Source organism: Paracoccus zhejiangensis (assembly GCF_002847445.1).
Classification (GTDB): Bacteria; Pseudomonadota; Alphaproteobacteria; order Rhodobacterales; family Rhodobacteraceae; genus Paracoccus; species Paracoccus zhejiangensis.
In genome coordinates, this window is the sequence record NZ_CP025430.1 from 1,260,647 (window position 1) to 1,282,279 (window position 21,633).

The window sequence follows — 21,633 nt, forward strand, 5'->3', positions numbered from 1 at the left end:
ATGGCCCCTTTCTAGGCCATGCGGGCTAACCATGGGTTAAGACGGGCCTATTTCGTGCCGAACATGCGGTCTCCGGCATCGCCCAGACCCGGGACGATATAGCCGTGATCGTCCAGCTTCTCGTCCAGCGCGGCGGTGAAGATCGGCACGTCGGGATGGGCCTCGCGCATCCGCGCCACGCCCTCCGGTGCGGCCAGCAGGCAGAGGAAGCGGATATTCTTCGCCCCCTCGTCCTTCAGCATCTGGATCGCGGCCGCCGAGCTGTTGCCGGTGGCCAGCATCGGGTCGACCGCGATGGTCATGCGCGCATCCAGCTGCGCCGGCACCTTCGAGTAATACTTGACCGGCTGCAGCGTCTCGGGGTCGCGATAGAGCCCGATAAAGCCCACCCGCGCCGCCGGGATCAGTTCCAGAATCCCGTCCATCAGCCCGTTGCCTGCGCGCAGGATCGAGATCAGCGCGAGCTTCTTCCCCTCCAGACGCGGCGCGTCCATGGGCCCCAGCGGGGTCTCGATCCGCTCGGTCGTCAGGTCCAGCTCGCGTGTGACCTCGTAGGCCAACAGCAGGCTGATTTCGCGCAACAGCCGCCGGAAGCTGGCGGTCGAGGTGGTCTTGTCGCGCATGATCGACAGCTTGTGCTGGATCAGCGGGTGGGTAACCACCGTCAGATGCGGGGTGCCGGACGACTGGCTCATGCGAATTCCCTCCTCAGGCGGTCCTTGGTGGCCGCATCGCAGAAGGCGGCATCGACGGCCCATTGGTTGATCTGGTTGAACTCAGCTTCGCCCCAGCGGAAGACATCGGCGAGGCGGTCATATTCATGGCTCATGGTGGTGTGGAAGAAGGGCGGATCGTCGGTCGAGACCGTCACCTTCACGCCCTGATCGCGCAGCCTTGCGATCGGATGCGACGGCCAGTCCGGGTAGACCCCCAGCGCGACGTTCGAGCCGGGGCAGACCTCGAGCGTCACGCCACGCTCGGCCAGTTCCTCGACCAGGGCCGGGTCGTCGATGGCCTGCACGCCATGGCCGATCCGGGTCACGCCCAGTTCCAGCGCGTTGCGGATGCTGGCCGGGCCGCCCCATTCACCGGCATGGCAGGTCAGGCCCAGTCCGGCCTCGCGCGCGGCGTCATAGCTCCAGGCGAAATCGGTGGCCTTGCCCATGGCCTCGGCCCCGCCCATGCCAAAGCCGGTGATCCAGCCGCCGGCGGTCTCGGCGGCACAGATCGCGGTCTTCTTGCCGCGATCGGCGCCGAAATGGCGGATCAGGGTGACGATGCCGCGACTGTCGATGCCCTGCTTCCGCATCGCCTCGGCGGTCTCGCTCATCGCGTGCAGGTATTCCCGCCATGCGGTCAGGTCGCCACCGCCGCAGAACTCCGGCGAGACGAAAAGCTCGGTATAGATCACCCCCTGCTCGGCGCATTCTTCCAGCACCGATTGCAGCAGCCGTGCATAGTCGCGCGGCGTCTGCAGCACGCTGGTCGCGGCCTCGTAGACGCTGAGGAACTCGCTGAAATCCTTGTAGGCGTAATGCCCCTGCTCGTCGAAAACGCCGGTCAGGTTCACGCCCTTTTCCGCAGCGATGCCACGGATGAATGCCGGCTGCGCTGCGCCTTCCAGGTGCAGATGCAGCTCGGTCTTTTTCACGTCCTTCATAGGAAGCTTGTGCCTTTTCTTGTTGTTATGGGAAGCTCCAGCACCTCGAGCAGCGAGGCGCCGATATCGCTGTAGGCCACCTGCCCCACCGGCTGCGCGCCCCGGCCCCAGCCAAGCACCGGCACCCGCTCGCGGGTGTGATCGGTGCCGGTCCAGCTGGGGTCGTTGCCATGGTCGGCGGTGAAGATGGCCAGATCGCCGGGGCGCAGCGTGGCGAGGAAGCGCCCGGCCACCGTGTCGAACCATTCCAGCTGCGCAGCATAGCCGGGAATGTCGCGGCGATGGCCGAAATTGCTGTCGAACTCGACGAAATTGGCAAAGGTCAGGCTGCCCGGCTCGGCCTCGTGGCCAAGGCGGATCAGATGCTCGGCCAGATCGGCGTCCGATTTGCCCTTGTGCAGATGGGTAATGCCGCGATGGCTGAAGATGTCGCCGATCTTGCCGATGGCATGGGTCACGCGGCCCTCGGCCGTGGCAATGTCCAGAATGGTGTCCGAAGGCGGGGCGATGGCGAAATCGCGGCGGTTGGGGGTGCGCTTGAAATTCGCCTTGGCCGTACCGAGAAAGGGCCGCGCGATGACCCGGCCCACCCGCATCTCGTGCAGCATCGGCGCGAGGTCGCGGCAGAGATCCAGCAGACGCTCCAGCCCGAAGGCCTCTTCATGCGCGGCGATCTGCAACACGCTGTCGGCCGAGGTATAGCAGATCGGCCAGCCGGTCCGCAGATGCTCCTCGCCCATCTCCTCGATGATCGCCGTGCCCGAGCCGTGGCAATTGCCGAGAATGCCGTCGGTCCCGGCCAGTTCGCAAATCCGCGCGGTCACCTCGGGTGGAAAGCTGGGGAAGGTTTCGGGGAAGTAATGCCAGTCCCAGGGCACCGGAACCCCGGCGATCTCCCAATGACCCGAGGGCGTGTCCTTGCCGTTCGAGACCTCGGTCGCCGCACCCCAGAGGCCTTGCGGCTCGGCCCCAAGCCCCGGCGCCTCGAGGCCCGAGGCAAGGCGGACGGCCGCGCCCAGACCCAGACGGTCGAGATGGGGCATGTTCAGCGGCTGCGCCTGCGCGATATGGCCGACGGTATTGGCGCCGGTATCGGGGCGGCCGTCGTTGAAGAAGCGGTCGGCATCGGGCGCGCCGCCGATCCCCACACTGTCCAAGACGATCAGGAAGGCACGGGCGTCAGTCATCGGGGGTGATTTCCTTCAGGATCAGCGGGCGGGGGGCAGGCGCGGTGCCAAGATGGTAAGCGGCCTGCACGGCGGCAATGGCACGATCCGCCGCCGCCTCGTCGGCGGCATGGACCATGGCCAGCGGCTGGCCGGGTTCGACCTCTTGCCCGATCCGCGCCAGTTCGGCAAGGCCCACGCGCGGATCGATCCGGTCGGATGCCTGCACGCGGCCGCCGCCAAGCGCGACGACGGCATGGCCGAGAGCCTCGGTTTCGATGGCGGCAACCGCGCCAGCCTGCGGTGCGGGGGCAGGACGGATGACCGGCGCAGGCGGCAAATGCCGGTCAGGGTTCTCGAGCAGGTCCGAAGGCCCGCCAAGCGCGGCCACCATGCGGGAAAATCGTTCGGCGGCGGTGCCGCTCGCCAGCGCATGCCGGGCCAGTGAGGGCTCCAGCCCGACAATCTTCAGGCAAGCCTCGGATAGCGCCAGCGACAGGTCAAGTAGCCGCCCGCCCTCGCCCCCGAGCGCGCGGATCGCGGCACGCAGTTCCAGCGCATTGCCGGCAGCATCGGCCAGCGGCTGGTCCATGTCGGTGATCAGCGCCACGGTCGGGCAGCCCAGTTCCCCGCCGGTTTCGACCAGCGCGCGGGCCAGTGCCTCGGCCTGTTCGCCGGTCTTCGAGAAGGCGCCCGAGCCCAGCTTCACGTCCATCACCAGCCCCTGCAGCCCCGCCGCCAGCTTCTTCGACAGGATCGAGGCGGTGATGAGATCGAGGCTCTCCACCGTGCCGGATTCGTCGCGGATGGCATAGAGCCGGCGGTCCGCCGGGGCCATCTCGCCGCTGGCCGAGACGATGGCACAGCCGACCTCGCCGACCACGCGGCGGAACTCGGCCTCGGAGACATCGCAGCGATAGCCGGGAATGGCCTCCAGCTTGTCCAGCGTGCCGCCGGTATGACCCAGCCCCCGGCCCGAGATCATCGGCACATAGGCTCCGCAAGCCGCCAGCACCGGCGCGAGGATCAGGCTGACCGTATCACCGATGCCGCCGGTCGAATGCTTGTCGACCACCGGCCCGGGCAGGTCCCAGGCCATCACATGCCCCGAATCCCGCATCGCCTGCGTCAACCGCGCCTTGCCACCCGGACCGGCCCCGCGCAACAGCACCGCCATGGCGAAGGCCGCCGCCTGCGCATCGCTGACCGAGCCATCGGCCAGACCATTGGCGACCAGCGCCGCACCGGCGGCATCCAGCCCGCGACCGTCACGCAGCGCGGCAATGACCGGGCGCGGATCGCTCATTCCGTGCGGCTCATATGCGAGAGGTCAAAGCGGCCGGGCAGCAGCTCGCCAATGGTCGTCTCGAAGATCGCGCCATCGGTGGTGGCCAGCGTCACCGGCACCTCGCCCCCGCCGAACTCGGCCAGCTTCTGCCGGCAACCGCCGCAGGGCGGCACAGGGCTGGGGCTGTCGGCGATGACCGCGACCTCGGCCAGCCGGGTCTCGCCCGCAGCCACCATCGCGGCAATCGCCCCGGCCTCGGCACAGGTGCCTTCGGGATAGGCGACGTTCTCGACATTGCAGCCGCGATAGATCGTGCCCGAGGCGCCACGGATCGCCGCGCCGACCTTGAACTGGGAATAGGGCGCATAGGCCAGTTCGCGCACCTCGCGCGCCGCTTCGACAAGTGACATGCGCACTCTCCTGATTTTGCAAACACAGTTTCGCCGGGGCGCGAGGTCAATGCAAGCCGGGGCCGCTTGTTCCCGGCCTTTGAATCGCGCTAACCATGGGTCAATCTTCGATTGAAGTGCCCGGCAGCGAACAGACCCGGCACGACAAGTCACAGGTAAGGGGGGACGGGGGATGGAAGACCGCAGACAGGATAATGCCCGGCAATCGGCGCTCGACTATCACGAATTCCCGCGTCCCGGCAAACTCGAGGTCCGCGCCACAAAGCCGCTGGCCAATGGCCGCGACCTAAGCCGCGCCTATTCCCCCGGCGTGGCCGAAGCCTGTCTGGAGATCAAGGCCGACCCGGCCAATGCCGCGCGCTATACCGCACGGGGCAATCTGGTCGCCGTGGTCAGCAATGGCACGGCGGTGCTGGGCCTTGGCAATATCGGCGCGCTGGCCTCGAAGCCGGTGATGGAGGGCAAGGCGGTCCTGTTCAAGAAATTCGCCAATATCGACTGCTTCGACATCGAGGTGAACGAGCCCGACCCGGAAAAGCTGGCCGAGATCGTCTGCGCGCTGGAACCGACCTTCGGCGCCATCAACCTCGAGGATATCAAGGCCCCCGAATGCTTCATCGTCGAGCGGCTGTGCCGCGAGCGGATGAACATCCCGGTCTTTCACGATGACCAGCATGGCACCGCCATCGTCGTCGGCGCGGCGGCGACCAACGCGCTGCGCGTCGCGGGCAAGAAGTTCGAGGATATCAAGATCGTCTCGACCGGCGGCGGCGCGGCGGGCATCGCCTGCCTGAACATGCTGCTGAAGCTGGGCGTGAAGCGCGAGAATGTCTGGCTCTGCGACATTCACGGGCTGGTCTACGAGGGCCGGGCCGAGGACATGAACCCGCAGAAGGCCGAGTTTGCGCAGGCCAGCGATCTGAGGACTCTGGGTGAGGTGATCGACGGCGCCGACATGTTCCTGGGCCTTTCGGGTCCGGGCGTGCTGAAGCCTGAGATGGTCGCGAAGATGACCAAGGCGCCGATCATCTTTGCGCTGGCGAACCCGACGCCCGAGATTCTGCCCGATGATGCCCGCGCCGTTGCCCCCGATGCGATCATCGCCACCGGGCGCAGCGATTTTCCCAACCAGGTGAACAACGTCCTCTGCTTCCCCTTCATCTTCCGGGGCGCGCTGGATGTGGGCGCGACCACCATCAATGACGAGATGGAGGTCGCCTGCGTCGAGGGCATCGCCGCGCTGGCCCGTACCACCACCGCCGCCGAGGCTGCAGCCGCCTATCGCGGCGAGACGCTGACCTTCGGTCCTGAATACCTGATCCCGAAACCCTTTGATCCGCGCCTGATCGGCGTCGTCTCGACCGCCGTGGCCCGCGCCGCGATGGAAACGGGCGTGGCCACCCGTCCGCTCGCGGACATCGACGCTTACAAGCGCAAGCTCGACGGCTCGGTCTTCCGTTCGGCGCTGATCATGCGCCCGGTCTTCGAGGCCTCGGAACTGGCCGCACGGAATATCGTCTTTGCCGAGGGCGAGGACGAGCGGGTGCTGCGCGCCGCCAATGCCATGATCGAGGAAACCAATGACGTGCCGATCCTGATCGGCCGTCCCGAGGTGATCGAGATGCGGGCCGAGCGCTGCGGTCTGCCGATCCGGCCCGAGAAGGATTTCCAGATCGTGAACCCGGAAAACGATCCGCGTTACCGCGACTACTGGGAAACCTATCACCAGTTGATGGAACGGCGCGGCGTCTCGCCCGACATTGCCCGCGCGATCATGCGCACCAACACCACCGCCATCGCCGCCACCATGGTCCATCGCGGCGAGGCCGACAGCCTGATCTGCGGCACCTTCGGGCAATACAGCTGGCACCTGCAATATGTCAGCCAGATCCTCGCCCGTGGCGGGCTGCACCCGGTCGGCGCGCTGTCGATGATCATCCTCGAGGACGGGCCGCTGTTCATCGCAGATACACAGGTGCATCACGACCCCTCGCCCTTGGAGGTGATGGAGACCGCCATCGGCGCCGCCCGCCATGTCCGCCGCTTTGGCGTGACCCCGCGTGTGGCTTTGTGCAGCCATTCGCAGTTCGGCAACCTGAACACCCCGGGCGGGCAGAAGATGCGCGAGGCGATGGCGCTTCTGGAAGGTCACGAGGTCGATTTCATGTTCGACGGCGAGATGCAGGTGGATTCGGCACTGGATGCCGGGTTGCGCGAGCGCATCTTCCCCAATTCGCGACTGGAGGGCTCGGCCAATGTGCTGATCTTCGCCGGCAGCGATGCCGCCTCGGGCGTGCGCAACGTGCTGAAGCAGCGCGCCGGCGGGCTGGAGGTCGGGCCGATCCTGATGGGCATGGGCAACCGCGCCCATATCGTCACCCCCTCGATCACCCCGCGCGGGCTGCTCAACATGTCGGCCTTGGCCGGCACGCCGGTGTCGCATTACAGCTGAGGGTGAAACCGCCCTGCCCGCCCTGCGCCGCGATTACGAGGCGCAGGTCCGGGCGCTGACCGATCGGGCCGAGGCGCTGCGGGCCGAGGGGAAAGACCCCGAGGCCATCGCCCGCCTGCTTCACGCCGAACGCCTCGCCTTGTCAGCCCGGTTCAAGGCGCTGACGCCCCAGGCGATCCGGGCGCAGATCGAGGCCCGCACCCGCGCCACCTATGGCAATCCCGACGGCCCCGGCATCGACGATCTGCGCGCTGCCGGGAAAAGCTGGGAGCAGATCATCCTCGGCGCCTGCCGGCCCGGCCGATTTCCGCCTTGGGAGTAGCAGGCGGTCACACCGACCGAGTGATCCCGCCATCCACTCGCAGGTTCTGCCCGGTGATATAGGCGCCGCCCTGCGAGGCGAGGAAGGCGATGGTGGCGGCGATTTCGTCTTCGCGGCCATAGCGGCCCATGGGGATGCGGGCGCGGAATTCCTCTTTCTCGGGCAGCGAGTCGATGAAGCCCGGCAGGACATTGTTCATCCGCACGTTCTCGGCGGCATAGCGATCCGAAAAGAGCTTGCAGAAGGCCGCCAGCCCGGCACGGAACACGCCCGAGGTCGGGAAGACCGGGTCCGGCTCGAAGGCGGCGAAGGTCGAGATATTGATGATCGCCCCGCCGCCGCCGGCGACCATATGCGGCGTGACCAGCCGCGAGGGGCGCACGGCATTGAGGAAATAGACCTCCATCCCGCGATGCCAGTCCTCGTCGGTCAGATCGAGGATCGGCGCGCGCGGTCCATGACCGGCACTGTTCACCAAGACGTCGATCCGGCCCCAGCGCTCCACCGCGCCATCGACCAGCCGCGCCAGGTCGTCGTTCGACTGGTTCGAACCGGTGACGCCAAACCCGCCCAGTTCCGCCGCCAGCGCCTCGCCCCTGCCCGAGGAGGACAGGATGCCGACGGCAAACCCGTCCGCCGCCAGCCGGCGGGCCGCCGCCGCCCCCATGCCCGAACCGCCCGCCGTGACCAGTGCCAGCTTCTTCTGTTCCGCCATGATCATCCCCTTCGCTGTCAAACCGGACAGGCACACTGTCGCGCCGGCCAGTGAATGTCCATCCGCCCGCCGCGGCCCATTGTCGCCGCGACCAAGGTCGATAGGCCGGGTTGTTGCGCGACCACCCACCTCGGCGCTACAAAGCAGCGGCGCGTCAGGGAGGATCGGGCATGGGCTATCGCGAGGTTTACGAGGGCTGGAAGGCCGACCCCGAGGCGTTCTGGATGGAGCAGGCCCGCGCCATTGACTGGGACCGCGCGCCCACTCGCGCCTATTTCGACCAGGGACCGGCGGGGGAATGGTTCGCCGATGCGATGGTCAACACCTGCTGGAACGCCGTCGACCGCCATGTGGAGGCCGGGCGCGGCGATCAGGCGGCGATCATCCATGACAGCCCGATCACCGGCACGCAGCAGAGCGTCAGCTTTGCCGAGTTGCAGGACCAGACCGCGCGGCTGGCCGGGGCGCTCTCGGCGCGCGGCGTGGGCCTGGGCGACCGGGTCATCATCTACATGCCGATGATCCCCGAGGCGCTGGTCGCGATGCTCGCCTGTTCGCGCATCGGCGCGATCCATTCGGTCGTCTTCGGTGGCTTCGCCGCGCATGAGCTGGCCGTGCGCATCGACGACGCCCAGCCCAAGGCCATTCTGGCCGCCTCCTGCGGGCTCGAGCCGGGGCGCGTGGTCGAGTACAAGCCGCTGATCGACAAGGCGATCGAGCAGGCCGCCCACAAGCCCGATTTCACCGTCATCTTCCAGCGCCCGGAACACGCGGCCACACTGGTCGAGGGCCGCGATGTCGACTGGATCGCCTTCCAGGATGACGCGACCCCGGCCGATTGCGTGCCGGTCGCCGGCAACCACCCGGCCTATATCCTCTATACCAGCGGCACGACAGGCCAGCCGAAGGGCGTGGTCCGCGCCACCGCCGGGCATCTGGTGGCGCTGAACTGGTCGATGAAGAACATCTATGGCATCGATGCCGGCGACGTGTTCTGGGCGGCCTCGGACGTGGGCTGGGTCGTCGGTCACAGCTATATCTGCTATGCGCCGCTGATCGCCGGGGCCACCACCATCGTCTTCGAGGGCAAGCCCGTCGGCACGCCCGATGCCGGTACCTTCTGGCGGGTGATTCAGGACCATGGCGTCAAGAGCTTCTTCACCGCCCCCACCGCCATCCGCGCGGTGAAGCGCGAGGATCCGAATGGTGCGCTGATCGGCGATTATGACCTGTCCTCGCTTCAGGCCCTGTTCCTGGCGGGCGAGCGCGCAGACCCGGACACCATCCAATGGGCCGAGGATCACCTGAAGGTGCCGGTGATCGATCACTGGTGGCAGACCGAGACGGGCTGGGCCATCGCCGCGAACCCCTTGGGGATCGAGCTTCTGACGGTCAGGAAGGGCAGCCCGACCCATCCGATGCCCGGCTATGACGTGCAGATCCTCGACGAGGCCGGCCATCCCCTGCCCGCGAGCACCCTTGGCGCCATCGCGGTGAAACTGCCGCTGCCGCCCGGCACCCTGCCGACGCTGTGGAACGCGGAAGGTCGCTTCCGCAAATCCTATCTCGACCATTTCCCCGGCTATTACGAAACCGGCGATGCGGGCTATGTCGATGAGGACGGCTATCTCTACATCATGGCGCGCACCGATGATGTGATCAACGTCGCCGGCCACCGCCTGTCGACCGGCGCGATGGAGGAGGTTCTGGCCGGTCATCCCGCCGTCGCCGAATGCGCGGTGATCGGCGTGGCCGACAGCCTGAAGGGGCAGATGCCCTTGGGGTTCCTCTGCCTCAAGAAAGGCGTCGAGACGCCCGATGCGCAGGTAGTCAAGGAGGTCGTGGCCCGCGTCCGCGACCAGATCGGCCCGGTCGCCGCCTTCAAGACCGCCGTGGTGGTCGACCGCCTGCCCAAGACCCGCTCGGGCAAGATCCTGCGCGCCACCATGGCCAAGATCGCCGATGGCGAAGAGTTCAAGCTGCCCGCCACCATCGACGACCCGGCGACGCTGGACGAGATCGCGGTGGCGCTGAAGGGCGTGGGCTATCCGGGCAAGGCCTGAGCGACGCCCCGCGCCTCCGCCAGAAGATGCTGCCAGACTGCCGCCGCCGGGCGGGGGCGCGGCGCGGGCCGGCCGATCATGACATAGGGCAAGGGCATCCGTGCCGCCGCCGGACCCGCTGCGACCAATGACCCGCGCGCCAGGTCGGCCGCCGCCAGCGTCTCCGGCAGCAGCGCCACCCCGAGACCGCTGCGCGCCGCCGCCGCCGCGCCGGCCAGCCGATCCAGCACCATGCCCCGGCCAAGATCCGGCCGCCGCCCGCTGCCCATGGCCTCATGCCAATCGGCCCAAGACTGGGCGCTGCCATAAGACGGGCCCCAGCCGGTATGGATCAGCAACTCGTCGGGAACCCCTTCGACCCCGCCGATCCATTGCGCTGCCAGCGCAGGCGCGGCCACCGGCAGCATCCGATCCTGAAACAGCGTCTCGACCGCGTGCTGGGGATAGGCAGTCGCGCCATATGTGATGCGGATATCGATGCCCTCGGCGGTGAAATCGACCGGATCGCGGCTCTCCTCGATGATCCGCACGCCCGCGCGCCCCTCCAGCCGCGCCAGCACCGGCAGAAGCCACAATTCGCCCACCGAAGCGATGACCGAGATCACCAGCCGGGGCCGCGAACTGGCATGGCGCAGATGCGCCGTCGCCTCGGTCAGCTCGGCAAAGGCGCCCGAGACGCGCTGGAACAGCTCTCGCCCGGCATCGGTCAGATCGACGCCATTGGCGCGGCGCAGGAACAGCTCCTTGCCGAACCGCGCCTCGAGTTGGCGGACATGCTGGCTGATCGCCGTGGCCGAGACGCCCAGTTCCTCGGCGGCACCGGCGAAACTGCCGCAGCGGGCGGCGTGGTCAAAGGCTTGTAGCGCGTTCAGGGGCAGGCGTTCGGGCATGTGGGGTTCGATCTGGCCGAAGAAAATCAGGGGCTGAGTGGCATCTTGCCTTAGATCTTCCACCAAGCCCAAGAAAATCTTGCCCTCACCAAGTTTTCCCCGCCTGTGCAGACGCCGCGCCGAAGCGCAGGGTCTCCCTGACAGCATGACGGAGTGACCAGCCATGAACCATCTGCTTGATCTCGACACCTATCCCATCGACCGGCCCGACAGCCCGGCCTGCCTTGCGCTTGTCGAAAGCTGCCGGGCGCGGCTGGCCGAAGATGGCATGTTCGACCTGCCCGGCTTCCTGCGCCCCGAGGCGACCGAGGCCGCCGCCCGCGCCGCCGCGCCGACCATGGCGCGCGAGGGCTTCCGCCATGCCCGCCGCCACAACATCTATTTCCGCGACGAGGTCGAGGGGCTGACCGAGAATCACCCGGCCATGGTCAAGGTCGAGACGGTGAACCACACGCTTTGCGCGGATCAATTGCAGGGCAATCCGGTCATCGCGCTGTACGAATGGCCACCCTTCGTCGCCTTCCTCGCCGCCATCATGGGCAAAGCCGCGCTTTACCCGATGGAGGATCCGATGGCGCGGGTGAACATCCAAGCGAGCCGCGACGGCGAGGCGCTGAACTGGCATTTCGACCGCTCGGAATTCACCACCACGATCCTGTTGCAAGCGCCCGACGCGGGCGGTGAACTGGAATACCGCAAGGACCTGCGCGCGCCGGACCAGCCGAATTACGACGGGGTCGCGGCGGTGCTGAGGGGTGAAGACCCGCAGGTGCGGCGGATCGCGCTGAAACCCGGCGCGCTGAACGTCTTCCAAGGCGTGAACACGCTGCACCGGGTGGTGCCGGTCCGGGGCGCGACCGAGCGGATGGTGGCGATCTTTGCCTATTTCGACCGCCCCGGCGTGGCGATGACGGCGCGCGAGCAGCAGGGCTTCTATGGCCGTGCCACCGCTTCCGCGTAACGAGAAAGGCCGCGGATGATCCGCGGCCTTCCGGTCAGTTCAGCCCTCGCGGGTCAGCCGCATTTCGAATGGCCGCAGCTCGGGCAGGTCATGCAGCCCTCGACCATGCGCATGCCGTATTGGCCGCAGCTCGGGCAGGCCGGGCCGCGCGGGCGTTCGCCCACGGCCATCACCTCGGCCTGCGGGTCGGTCTTCAGCCCCATACCCTCGCCCTCGAGGAAGCCGGTGGAGATCATGTGCCGCTCGATCACCCCGCCGATGGCCGCGAGGATCGAGGGGACGTATTTGCCAGCCATCCAGGCGCCGCCACGCGGGTCGAAGACGGCTTTCAGTTCCTCGACCACGAAGGATACATCGCCGCCACGCCGGAACACGGCCGAGATCATCCGCGTCAGCGCCACGGTCCAGGCGAAATGCTCCATGTTCTTCGAGTTGATGAAGACCTCGAAGGGGCGACGGTGGCCGGCCTGCACGATGTCGTTCACGGTGATGTAGATGGCGTGCTCGCTGCCCGGCCATTTCAGCTTGTAAGTGGAGCCTTCCAGCGCCGCCGGGCGGTCCAGCGGCTCGGTCAGGTAGACCACATCGGCGCCGCGATCGGCCTCGGGCGCGGCCTCGGATGTTTCGCTGACCGACAGCACCGAGCCGGTCACGTCATTCGGGCGATAGGTGGTGCAGCCCTTGCAGCCCAGGTCCCAGGCCGAGAGATAGACATCCTTGAACTCTTCGAAGGAAATATCCTCGGGGCAGTTGATGGTCTTCGAGATGGAACTGTCGACCCATTCCTGCGCCGCCGCCTGCATGGCAACGTGATCCTTGGGCGCCAGCGTCTGCGCATTGGCGAAATAGTCGGGCAGCGGCGCATCGCCCTTGAGGTCGCGCCACATCTGCACGGCGTAATCCACCACCTCTTCCTCGGTACGCGAGCCGTCCTTCTGCAGCACCTTGCGGGTATAGGCATAGGCAAAGACCGGTTCGATCCCCGAGGACACGTTGCCGGCATAGAGGCTGATGGTCCCGGTCGGCGCGATCGAGGTCAGCAGCGCATTGCGGATGCCATTCGCAGCGATCGCGGCGCGCACATCGTCATCCATCCGCTGCATGAAGCCGGATTTCAGATATTCGTCGGCGTCAAACAGCGGGAATGCGCCCTTTTCCTTCGCCAGATCGGCACTCGCCAGATAGGCCGAGCGGGCGATGGCCTTCATCCATTTGCGCGTCTGCTCCACCGCGTCCTTGGCGCCATAGCGCAGGCCCAGCATCAAGAGCGCATCGGCCAGCCCGGTGACGCCCAGACCGATCCGGCGCTTGGCCTGCGCCTCGGCCAGTTGCTGCGGCAGCGGAAAGCGGCTCGCGTCGACCACGTTGTCCATCATCCGCACGGCGGTGCGGACCAGATCGTCCAGCGCCTCGGCATCCAGATGCGCCTCGGCGGTAAACGGGTCCGTCACCAGCCGCGCGAGGTTGATCGAGCCCAGCAGGCAGGCGCCATAGGGCGGCAAGGGCTGCTCGCCGCAGGGATTGGTGGCGGCGATGGTCTCGGCGTAATGCAGGTTGTTCTGCTGGTTGATGCGGTCGATGAAGATCACGCCCGGCTCGGCGAAATCATAGGTCGCGCGCATGATGCGGTTCCACAGGTCGCGGGCATCGACGGTGCGATAGACCTTGCCCTCGAATTGCAGGTCCCAGCTCTTGCCGTCCTTCACCGCCTGCATGAAGGGATCGGTGATCAGCACCGACAGGTTGAACATGCGCAGCCGGGCGCTGTCCTGCTTGGCCTCGATGAAGGCCTCGATATCGGGATGGTCACAGCGCATCGTCGCCATCATCGCGCCCCGGCGCGAGCCTGCCGACATGATGGTGCGGCACATCGCGTCCCAGACATCCATGAACGACAGCGGACCCGAGGCATCCGCCGCCACCCCATGCACCGCCGCCCCGCGCGGCCGGATGGTCGAGAAGTCATAGCCGATACCGCCGCCCTGCTGCATGGTCAGCGCGGCTTCCTTCAGCATGTCGAAGATCCCGCCCATGCTGTCGGGAATGGTGCCCATGACGAAACAGTTGAACAACGTCACCGTGCGGCCGGTGCCAGCACCCGCCAGAATCCGTCCCGCTGGCAGGAACTTGAAATCCTCGAGCGCGGCATAGAAGCGGTCTTCCCACTCGGCCGGCTTGCTCTCGACCGAAGCCAGATCACGCGCCACCCGCCGCCAGCTGTCCTCGACCGTACCATCGACCGGCTGCCCCTCGGCATCCTTCATCCGGTATTTCATGTCCCAGATTTGTTCGGCAATCGGGGCGGCAAAGCGGCTCATCAGGGGCAATCCTTGGTATGTCATCGAGGAGAAAATACTATATATGGTGTTGGCGAGGCAGCCTCAAGGCGCAATCATATCATTTTCGAGCGCGGAACGCACGGCTTGTTCGGCCTTGGCCGACAACGATTTCCGCGTCTCGCCCGCAACCGCGATTGGTGGATGAAGCGTCACCGTCACGCTGCCCTGACGGCGCACCGACAGCACATGCATCAGATGCGGGCCAAGGTCCATATCCCCCCACCAGCCATAGAAGCGCGCGTCCTCGCCGCGCGGGGCGTGGTAATCGGCGATGATCGGCTGGATCGCCAGGTCGAGCGGCAGTTCCGGGTCGAGAAAGCCCTGGAACAGCGTCGGCTTGAAGGGCAGCACCCGGCGGCCATCGGACGAGGTGCCTTCGGGGAAGAACAGCAGGCGATGACCAGCGCGGACACGCTCGGCAAATTCATGCGCCTGCTGGCGCGCGAGCTTCGGGTCGCGGATGACGAAATGGGTATTGGTCACGCGGGTCAGGATATTGATGCCCGGCCAGCCCGAGACCTCGGCCTTGCTGACGAAGAAGACCGGCATGGCGGCGTTCAGCACGAAGATGTCGAGCCAGCTGGAATGGTTGGCGACCACCGCACCGGGGCCGCGCAGGGGCTTGCCAACGCGGCGCCAGCCGATGCCCAAGAAGAACAGGCACAGCCGGCAGACCATCTGCACATGTGGGCCGGTCCAGGGGCGGCGGGGGCCGTGGAACAGCCGCTCGACGGCGCGCAAGGGCAGGATCAGCAGCACCCCGATCGCCAGCACGAGGATGACCGGCACCCCGCGCCGGACCACGCGCAGCCAGTCGCGCAGGCTCAACGGGCGGCCAAGCGCATAGCCGCTGTTATCGCGCCATGTCGCAGGACCCCGGCCCTGGTCGCTCATTGCTGCTGCTGCCAGCGGGATTCGTAGAACTTGCGGTGCTTGTCGGACATGGCGGCGGTGTCCATCAGCAGGAATACATCGGTGGTGTTGAAGGCCCGGTCGAGATAGGCGCCCTGCCCGACCTGCCCGCCAAGCCGCAGATAGGCCTTGATGAGCGCCGGCATGTTCACCATCGCCTCGCGCCGGTCGATGCGTTCGGCGGGGATCAGGTCCATGTCCTGATAGCCCTCGGGCTTCGCGGTCGGCCGCAGCTCGGAGGGCGCAAGATGGTTCTGGTGCAGCCACGAAAGCGAGGGCGCCAGCACGTCGATATCGGTGCCGTGGAAGCTGGCAACGCCGAACAGCACCTCGATATCCAGATCCAGCACGTAATCGGCCAGCGCGTTCCACAGCAGGAACATGCCCGAGCCGCCGCGATATTCGGGATCGACGCAGGAGCGGCCCAGTTCCAGCAGGCTGCGACCGCAGTCACGCAAAACGCTCAGGTCATATTCGGCGTCGCAATAGAAGCGCCCGAACTCGGCCGCGCGCGAGCCGGGCAGCAGGCGATAGACGCCGACCACATGGTCCAACTCCTCGGCGCTGCGGCGCGAATCGATCAGGCAGAGGTGATCGACCACCGGGTCGAACTCGTCGCGTTCCAGCCGGTTCTCGTGATCGACCAGCGGGCCATCGCCGCCCAGTTCCTCGACGAAGACGCGATAGCGCAGGCGCTGCGCCGCCTTGAGGTCACGCTCGCTGGTGGCGATGCGGATCTGGAAATAGTTGGTATCGGGGGTCATGCCGAGGGGTCGGGCCTTTTCCTGCGCTCGGGGCTGTTCTCTAGGCGGGGGAACCCAGCATTGCAAGCGTAGAGCGCCCTCATCGCGGCAACCCTGCGGCAAAGCGACACTGCCCAAGGGTCGAGTTTTCCTTGCGAAAATCGCGTATTGATTGCAAAACCATGGGCATGGAACCTCACCGTCAGGCCCCGTCGGGCCGCACCAGTTGCAGCGCGATCCGACGACCGTCGATGACCTGCTTGCCCGCATGGGCGAAATTCACCGTGATCCTGTCGCCGATGCGCGACTGCACCTGCCCCTCGCCCCAGTCGGGCGCGCCGGGGTGGCGGACGATCATGCCGGGTTCCAGAAGCTCGTTCATCACCACTCCCCTGCCTTTCAGCCAAACTAGGATGCCATGACCGACAGTTCAACGCGGATCGAGCCGCTGGATCTCGCGCTTCTCCTCGGATCGCGGCTGTGCCACGACCTCGTCTCGCCGCTTGGCGCCATCTCGAACGGAGTAGAGCTGATGCAGATGGGCGGCGCACCGATGGCCGTGGCGCAGGGCCCCGAGATGCAGTTGGTGGCCGATGCGGTCGAGGCGGCGCGGGCGCGCATCCAGACCTTCCGCATGGCCTTCGGCCGCTCGGGCGAGGAACAGCGGATCTCTGGCCCGGAACTGGCACGGCTGATCCGCGACATGGGCGCGCAGGGGCGGCTGAAGATCGAACTGGACAGCGATGGCGACCAGCCGCGCCGCGAGGTGCAGATGCTGCTTCTGGCGCTGATGTGCCTCGAAAGCGCGATGCCCTGGGGCGGGCGGGTGCTGGTGGTGCGCAGCGGCACCGGCTGGAGGCTGGTCGGCGAGGCCGACCGGACCAAGCCCGAGCCCGAGCTGTGGTCCTGGCTGGATGGCAGCGCACCCGACCTGCCGCATCCGCCATCGGCCAAGGTGCATTTCGCGCTGCTGGCCGAAGCCATCCGCGCCTCGGGCCGCAGCCTGACATGGGAATTGGACGAGCGCGGGGCCGAGATCAGCTTCTAGGCTGACCCCTGCCCCGGCAAGTTACTCCGCCGCCTCGGCATGGTGATGGCGCCGGGTCGGCTGGCGCATGGTCACCATTTCCTCGGCCATGGTCGGATGCACGGCGATGGTGGCGTCGAAATCGGCCTTGGTCGCGCCCATGGTGATCGGGATGGCGACCAGCTGGATCATCTCGCCCGCCTCGGGGCCGAAGATGTGGCAGCCGAGCACCCGGTCGGTCTCGCTGCAGACGATCAGCTTCATCATCACCTGCGCCGGCGAGCCAGCAAAGGCCGAGCGCATCGGCCGGAAGGTGGTGGCATAGATGTCCACGCCGCCGCGCTTCTTCGCCTCGTCCTCGGTCATGCCGACACCGCCCAGCTCGTGCGGGCGGGTATAGACGGCATGGGCGACAAGGCTGTGATCCATCTTGCGGGGGATGCCGCCGAAGACGGTATCGGCAAAGCTGTGACCCTCGCGGATCGCCACCGGCGTCAGGTTCACCCGGTTCGTCACATCACCCACGGCAAAGATCGAGGGCACGGATGTCTGCGACCAGTCATCGACCTCGACCGCACCATTGGGCTGCAGACGCACGCCCGCCTCGGCCAGCCCCAGCCCGCCGGTATAGGGCGCGCGGCCGGTCGCAAAGATCACCGCATCAAACTCATCATGGCTGTCATCGTCGAAGCTGACGCGGATGCGGCCATCGCCGTCCCGCGCGAGCCCTGTGGGCGAGAGGCCAAGGCGCAGGTCGATGCCGTTGCTGCCAAGTTGCCGGGTCATCAGATCGCGGGTCTCGCCGTCAAAGCCGCGCAGCACCGCATTGCCGCGATAGTTGAGCGTGGTCTCGACCCCCAGCCCCTGCAGGATGCAGGCAAATTCGCAGGCGATGAAGCCGCCGCCGATGATCAGGGCGCGGCGCGGCAGGCTGTCCATCAGGAACAGGTCATCCGAGACCATCCCCAGTTCCGCCCCCGGAATATCGGGGCGCTGTGGCCGGCCGCCTGCGGCGATCAGGATGTGCTTGGCGCTTTTGCGGCTGCCATCGGCCAGCTCGACCGTATGAGCATCGGCGACGCGGGCGCGCTGCAGGAAGATATCGACCCCGGCCTGGTCCAGCCCGGCGGTATAGGCGCGCTCGAGCCGGTCCAGTTCAAGGTTCAGCTTGCCGTGGAAATCGGGCCAGCTGAACGCCCCCGCCGAGGCCTCGAGCCAGCCATAGCCATGCGCCTCTTCGGCAAGTCCGCGGGCGGAAGAGGCGAAGACCATCAGCTTCTTCGGCACGCAGCCGCGGATGACACAGGTGCCGCCCATGCGGCTTTCCTCGGCCAGCGCCACGCGGGCGCCATGCTGTCCGGCGGCAATGCGCGCGGCGCGCACCCCGCCCGAACCGCCACCGATGACGAAGAGATCATAGTCGAAACTCATGCCTCGTCCTCCTCGGCAAAGAGCGGATCAACCTCGTCGGACAGGTCGTCGCGGGTCAGTTCGACCACGCTGCCATCGGGCTTGCCGATGATCGCCAGATCGCAGATGCCGAGGAACAGCCCATGTTCGACCACGCCCGGAATATCGGCAAAGCCACGCGCCAGCCGCGCCGGGTCGGGGATCGCCTCCAGCGAAAGATCAAGGATCAGGTTGCCCTCGTCGGTCAGGAAGGGCTGGCCGTCGCGCTTGCGCAAGAGGATCGGGCGCTGGCCCAGACCCTGTGCCTCCAGCATCTCGCGGATCAGCCGTTCGGTGATCTGCCAGCCGAACTGGATCACCTCGACCGGCAGGTGAAAGGCGCCAAGCGTCTCGACCACCTTGCCGGGGTCGGCGATGACCACCATGCGGTCGCTGGCGCGAGCGACGATCTTCTCGCGCAAATGCGCCCCGCCGCCACCCTTGATCAGGTTCAGGTCCGGGTCCACCTCGTCGGCCCCGTCGATGGTCAGGTCGAGCCAGCCGATCTGGTCCAGCGGTTCCACCCTGAGGCCAAGGCTCGACGCCAGGTCGGCAGTCGCCTGCGAGGTCGCGGCGCAGCGCAGGCTCAGCCCCTCGGCCCTGGCCCGCGCGGCCAGTTCGCGCACCATGATGACGGCGGTCGAGCCGGTGCCGAGGCCCAGTTTCATGCCATCCTCGACCAGCGCGATGGCGGCGCGCGAGGCGGCCAGCTTGGCGGCGTCAGAGGGGGAAAGATCGGTCGGTTCGCTCATGGCATCCTCGCTGGCAATCGGTCGGAAATCTTATAGGCCGATGCCCGCCGGGGTGCGAGTGCCGATTGCGTGGGCGGGATGGGGCGTCAGCCGCCGGTGCCGCGATCGGGCAGGATCACGGTGAAGCGGCTGCCCTTGCCCTTCACGCTTTCGATCCGCAGCTGCCCGCGATGGCGGTTGATGATGTGCTTGACGATGGCAAGGCCCAGACCGGTGCCGCCCTCGGCGCGCGAGCGATGGGCATCGACGCGGTAGAAACGTTCGGTCAGGCGCGGCAGGTGCAAGGCCTCGATGCCGTCGCCGCGATCCTCGACCAGGACCGACCAGCCCGGCCCGCGGAGGCGCGGCTCATGCGCTACATGGGCCAGGGAGACCCCGACCCAGCCACCGCTGCCGCCGTATTTCACCGCGTTCTCGACGAGGTTCTGGAACACCTGCACCAGCTGGTCGGCATCGCCCGTCACCCGCACCTCGCCGGGCGGCAGGGTCAGGTCCAGCTTGACCCCGGCCGCCTCGGCCCGCTGCACCAGCGTATCGACCACCCCGCGCAACAGGCCGGTCAACTCGACCCGGCCCGAGGGACGGCGGCGTTCATCCGATTCCACCCGGCTGAGCGACAGGAGATCGGCGACAAGGCGGTTCATCCGCCCGGCCTCGGCCTCCATGATCCCCAGGAACCGCGAGCGCGCGCCGGCATCGTCGCGGGCGGGGCCGCGCAGGGTCTCGATGAAACCGATCAGCGCGGTCAGCGGCGTGCGCAGCTCGTGGCTGACATTGGCAACGAAATCGCGGCGCATCTGATCGGCCTGCTCGATCCCCGAACCATCGGCCAGCGCGATCAGCGCGCCCTCGCCCATAGCCGGCGGCAGCGGGCTGGTGGTGATGTCGCAAGGGATCTGCCGGCCCTTGGCCGTGATGCTGGCGCGCAGCGCATGACCGCCGGGGGGCGGCGCGGGCAGTTGCGGATCGACCGGCGGGGCGGCATGGCCGGTGGGATCGATCACCCAGTCGAGCGACTGGATGACGCCCGGATGACGTAGCACGGTGACAAAGGGACGGTCGGTCAGGTCGGGGCCGAACATGGCCTCCGCTGCCGCATTGGCGGCGATGACCCGCATCCGCCGGTCCACCGCCAGCATGGCCAGTGGCACCGCCTCGAGAAACTGGGCGATCTGGCCAAGCTGGCGGGTGCTTTGCTGCATCAGCCGATCTGTTTCAGCCCGGCCCGGAAACGCGCGGCATTGCGGCGATAGCGCGCGGCGGATTCCAGCAGGCCCTGTTGCGCCGCCTCGTCCAGCTGGCGCACGATCTTGCCCGGCACGCCCATCACCAGCGAGCCCGGCGGGATCTCCTTGCCCTCGCCGATAAGCGCGCCCGCCCCGATCAGCGAGCCGGCGCCGATCTTGGCGCCGTTGAGGATGGTGGCGCCCATGCCGACCAGAACGCCCTCGCCGATGGTGCAGCCATGCAGGATCGCCCGGTGGCCGATGGTGCAATTCGCGCCGATGGTCAGCGGATAGCCCGGATCGGTGTGAAAGACGCAGAGGTCCTGCACATTGCTGCCGGTGCCCACTCGGATCTCCTCGTTATCGCCGCGCAGCACCGCGCCCCACCAGACGCTGGCGCCGGCTTCCAGCACCACGCGGCCCATCAGCTGCGCATCCGCCGCAACCCAGGCATCCCCGGCCAGCTCGGGTGCGATCCCGTCCAGTTCCCAGATCATTCGTCCCCCTCCATCAACTGCTTCACGAAATTGCCCAGACCGGCGCGGCGGTTGCGGCGCAGACGTTCGGCCGACAGGATGGCGCGCAGATCGGCCTCGGTCCGGTCCAGGTCGTCATTGACCAGAACATAGTCATATTCGGCCCAATGGCTGATCTCGCCCCGGCTTTTCGCCATCCGGCCGGCAATCACCTCGTCGCTGTCCTGCCCGCGTGTGCGCAGCCGCCGTTCCAGTTCCGGCAGCGAGGGCGGCAGGACGAAGATCGACACGACATGCCCGCCAAGGGCCGAGGCACGGATCTGCTGCCCGCCCTGCCAATCCACGTCGAACAGCGTATCGCGCCCGGCCCGCATCGCCGCCTCGACCGGCGCGCGCGGACTGCCATAGAGATTGCCGAAGACCTCGGCATGTTCCAGCATCTGGTCGGTGCGGACCAGTTCGCGGAAGTCATCGGCGCTGGTGAAATGGTAATGCTGGCCGTCCACCTCGCCCGGGCGCGGCGATCGGGTGGTGGCCGAGACCGAGAAGCTGAGACTGTCGTCCCAGTCCATCAGCCGCCGCGCCAGCGTGGATTTGCCCGCGCCCGAAGGCGAGGACAGGATGATCAGCAGTCCGGTTCGTTCCATGCGATCCTCTGGCGCCTCAAGCTGGCCCCTGATGGCAAAGCCCCCGGTCCCGGTCAACCCCGCGGCTTGCCGCGGCGGTCGGGCGCGTTGCCGAAGCGGATTGGTTAACCATCTGTTAACAAAGGACTCGGATGA

At 67.2% G+C, this 21,633-nt stretch carries 21 protein-coding genes; 5 read left to right on the forward strand and 16 right to left on the reverse strand.

The genetic code is table 11. The features are described 5' to 3' along the window. Positions 1–47: 47 nt before the first annotated feature. The 5 genes from upp to CX676_RS06225 are packed head-to-tail and all read right to left on the reverse strand — an operon-like array spanning position 48 to position 4,524. On the reverse strand, positions 48–695 hold the full coding sequence (gene upp / locus CX676_RS06205; protein WP_101751840.1) for a uracil phosphoribosyltransferase: 648 nt from the start codon (positions 693–695) through the stop codon (positions 48–50). Continuing rightward, positions 692–1,660, reverse strand: a complete 969-nt coding sequence (locus CX676_RS06210; protein ID WP_101751841.1) for an adenosine deaminase — start codon at positions 1,658–1,660, stop codon at positions 692–694. The genes upp and CX676_RS06210 overlap by 4 nt, the downstream gene beginning before the upstream one ends. Further along, a complete protein-coding gene (locus tag CX676_RS06215) occupies positions 1,657–2,847 on the reverse strand; it encodes a phosphopentomutase (RefSeq protein WP_101751842.1) in 1,191 nt (396 codons plus the stop codon). Before CX676_RS06215 ends, CX676_RS06210 begins: the two co-directional genes overlap by 4 nt. Then, positions 2,840–4,132 carry a thymidine phosphorylase gene (locus CX676_RS06220; protein WP_101751843.1) on the reverse strand — a complete coding sequence of 431 codons (1,293 nt, stop codon included), beginning with the start codon at positions 4,130–4,132 and terminating at the stop codon, positions 2,840–2,842. The genes CX676_RS06215 and CX676_RS06220 overlap by 8 nt, the downstream gene beginning before the upstream one ends. Next, positions 4,129–4,524: a cytidine deaminase gene (locus CX676_RS06225; RefSeq protein ID WP_101751844.1), complete on the reverse strand. Its 396-nt coding sequence runs from the start codon at positions 4,522–4,524 to the stop codon at positions 4,129–4,131. Before CX676_RS06225 ends, CX676_RS06220 begins: the two co-directional genes overlap by 4 nt. Positions 4,525–4,696: 172 nt before the next feature. Between CX676_RS06225 and CX676_RS06230 the strand changes: the two genes are divergently transcribed. After that, entirely contained in the window at positions 4,697–6,976 is a 2,280-nt protein-coding gene (locus CX676_RS06230; protein ID WP_101751845.1) for an NADP-dependent malic enzyme, read from the forward strand. Between the two features lie 139 nt (positions 6,977–7,115). Next, a complete protein-coding gene (locus tag CX676_RS22745) occupies positions 7,116–7,298 on the forward strand; it encodes a hypothetical protein (protein ID WP_198590295.1) in 183 nt (60 codons plus the stop codon). Positions 7,299–7,305: 7 nt separating this feature from the next. On the opposite strand, the gene CX676_RS06240 is transcribed toward CX676_RS22745, so the two are convergent. Next, the gene (locus tag CX676_RS06240; RefSeq protein ID WP_101754177.1) at positions 7,306–8,013 is read right to left on the reverse strand and encodes an SDR family oxidoreductase; all 708 of its coding nucleotides are present in this window, start codon (positions 8,011–8,013) and stop codon (positions 7,306–7,308) included. 170 nt (positions 8,014–8,183) lie between these two features. Between CX676_RS06240 and CX676_RS06245 the strand changes: the two genes are divergently transcribed. Beyond that, entirely contained in the window at positions 8,184–10,076 is a 1,893-nt protein-coding gene (locus CX676_RS06245) for a propionyl-CoA synthetase (protein ID WP_101751847.1), read from the forward strand. Here the strand turns inward: CX676_RS06245 and CX676_RS06250 are convergent. Next, the gene (locus tag CX676_RS06250) at positions 10,058–10,966 is read right to left on the reverse strand and encodes a LysR family transcriptional regulator (protein ID WP_198590296.1); all 909 of its coding nucleotides are present in this window, start codon (positions 10,964–10,966) and stop codon (positions 10,058–10,060) included. The two genes, CX676_RS06245 and CX676_RS06250, sit on opposite strands and share 19 nt — an antisense overlap. Positions 10,967–11,129: 163 nt before the next feature. Here CX676_RS06250 and CX676_RS06255 point away from each other — a divergent pair, with 163 nt between their 5' ends. Beyond that, complete coding sequence (locus tag CX676_RS06255; protein ID WP_101751849.1) at positions 11,130–11,927, forward strand: HalD/BesD family halogenase; 798 nt, start codon at positions 11,130–11,132, stop codon at positions 11,925–11,927. A gap of 53 nt (positions 11,928–11,980) precedes the next feature. On the opposite strand, the gene CX676_RS06260 is transcribed toward CX676_RS06255, so the two are convergent. The 4 genes from CX676_RS06260 to CX676_RS06275 form a co-directional block, all read right to left on the reverse strand. Beyond that, positions 11,981–14,245 carry an adenosylcobalamin-dependent ribonucleoside-diphosphate reductase gene (locus CX676_RS06260; protein ID WP_101751850.1) on the reverse strand — a complete coding sequence of 755 codons (2,265 nt, stop codon included), beginning with the start codon at positions 14,243–14,245 and terminating at the stop codon, positions 11,981–11,983. Between the two features lie 63 nt (positions 14,246–14,308). Beyond that, positions 14,309–15,160 (reverse strand): lysophospholipid acyltransferase family protein, encoded by an 852-nt coding sequence (locus CX676_RS06265; RefSeq protein WP_101751851.1) that lies wholly within the window; start codon positions 15,158–15,160, stop codon positions 14,309–14,311. Then, on the reverse strand, positions 15,157–15,942 hold the full coding sequence (locus CX676_RS06270; RefSeq protein ID WP_101751852.1) for a GNAT family N-acetyltransferase: 786 nt from the start codon (positions 15,940–15,942) through the stop codon (positions 15,157–15,159). The genes CX676_RS06265 and CX676_RS06270 overlap by 4 nt, the downstream gene beginning before the upstream one ends. Positions 15,943–16,123: 181 nt before the next feature. Further along, complete coding sequence (locus tag CX676_RS06275; protein ID WP_101751853.1) at positions 16,124–16,303, reverse strand: DUF3553 domain-containing protein; 180 nt, start codon at positions 16,301–16,303, stop codon at positions 16,124–16,126. Positions 16,304–16,339: 36 nt separating this feature from the next. Between CX676_RS06275 and CX676_RS06280 the strand changes: the two genes are divergently transcribed. Beyond that, positions 16,340–16,969, forward strand: a complete 630-nt coding sequence (locus CX676_RS06280; protein ID WP_101751854.1) for a histidine phosphotransferase family protein — start codon at positions 16,340–16,342, stop codon at positions 16,967–16,969. Between the two features lie 21 nt (positions 16,970–16,990). Here the strand turns inward: CX676_RS06280 and gorA are convergent, their stop codons facing one another. The 5 genes from gorA to gmk form a co-directional block, all read right to left on the reverse strand. Beyond that, positions 16,991–18,379 carry a glutathione-disulfide reductase gene (gorA, locus tag CX676_RS06285; protein ID WP_101751855.1) on the reverse strand — a complete coding sequence of 463 codons (1,389 nt, stop codon included), beginning with the start codon at positions 18,377–18,379 and terminating at the stop codon, positions 16,991–16,993. Continuing rightward, positions 18,376–19,149, reverse strand: a complete 774-nt coding sequence (gene rpiA, locus CX676_RS06290; RefSeq protein ID WP_101751856.1) for a ribose-5-phosphate isomerase RpiA — start codon at positions 19,147–19,149, stop codon at positions 18,376–18,378. Before rpiA ends, gorA begins: the two co-directional genes overlap by 4 nt. 86 nt (positions 19,150–19,235) lie before the next feature. After that, positions 19,236–20,351, reverse strand: coding sequence for a sensor histidine kinase (locus CX676_RS06295; protein ID WP_101751857.1), 1,116 nt, complete (start codon positions 20,349–20,351; stop codon positions 19,236–19,238). Further along, positions 20,351–20,872 (reverse strand): gamma carbonic anhydrase family protein, encoded by a 522-nt coding sequence (locus CX676_RS06300; protein ID WP_101751858.1) that lies wholly within the window; start codon positions 20,870–20,872, stop codon positions 20,351–20,353. The genes CX676_RS06295 and CX676_RS06300 overlap by 1 nt, the downstream gene beginning before the upstream one ends. Then, the gene (gene gmk, locus CX676_RS06305; protein ID WP_101751859.1) at positions 20,869–21,498 is read right to left on the reverse strand and encodes a guanylate kinase; all 630 of its coding nucleotides are present in this window, start codon (positions 21,496–21,498) and stop codon (positions 20,869–20,871) included. The genes CX676_RS06300 and gmk overlap by 4 nt, the downstream gene beginning before the upstream one ends. Between the last annotated feature and the right edge of the window lie 135 nt (positions 21,499–21,633).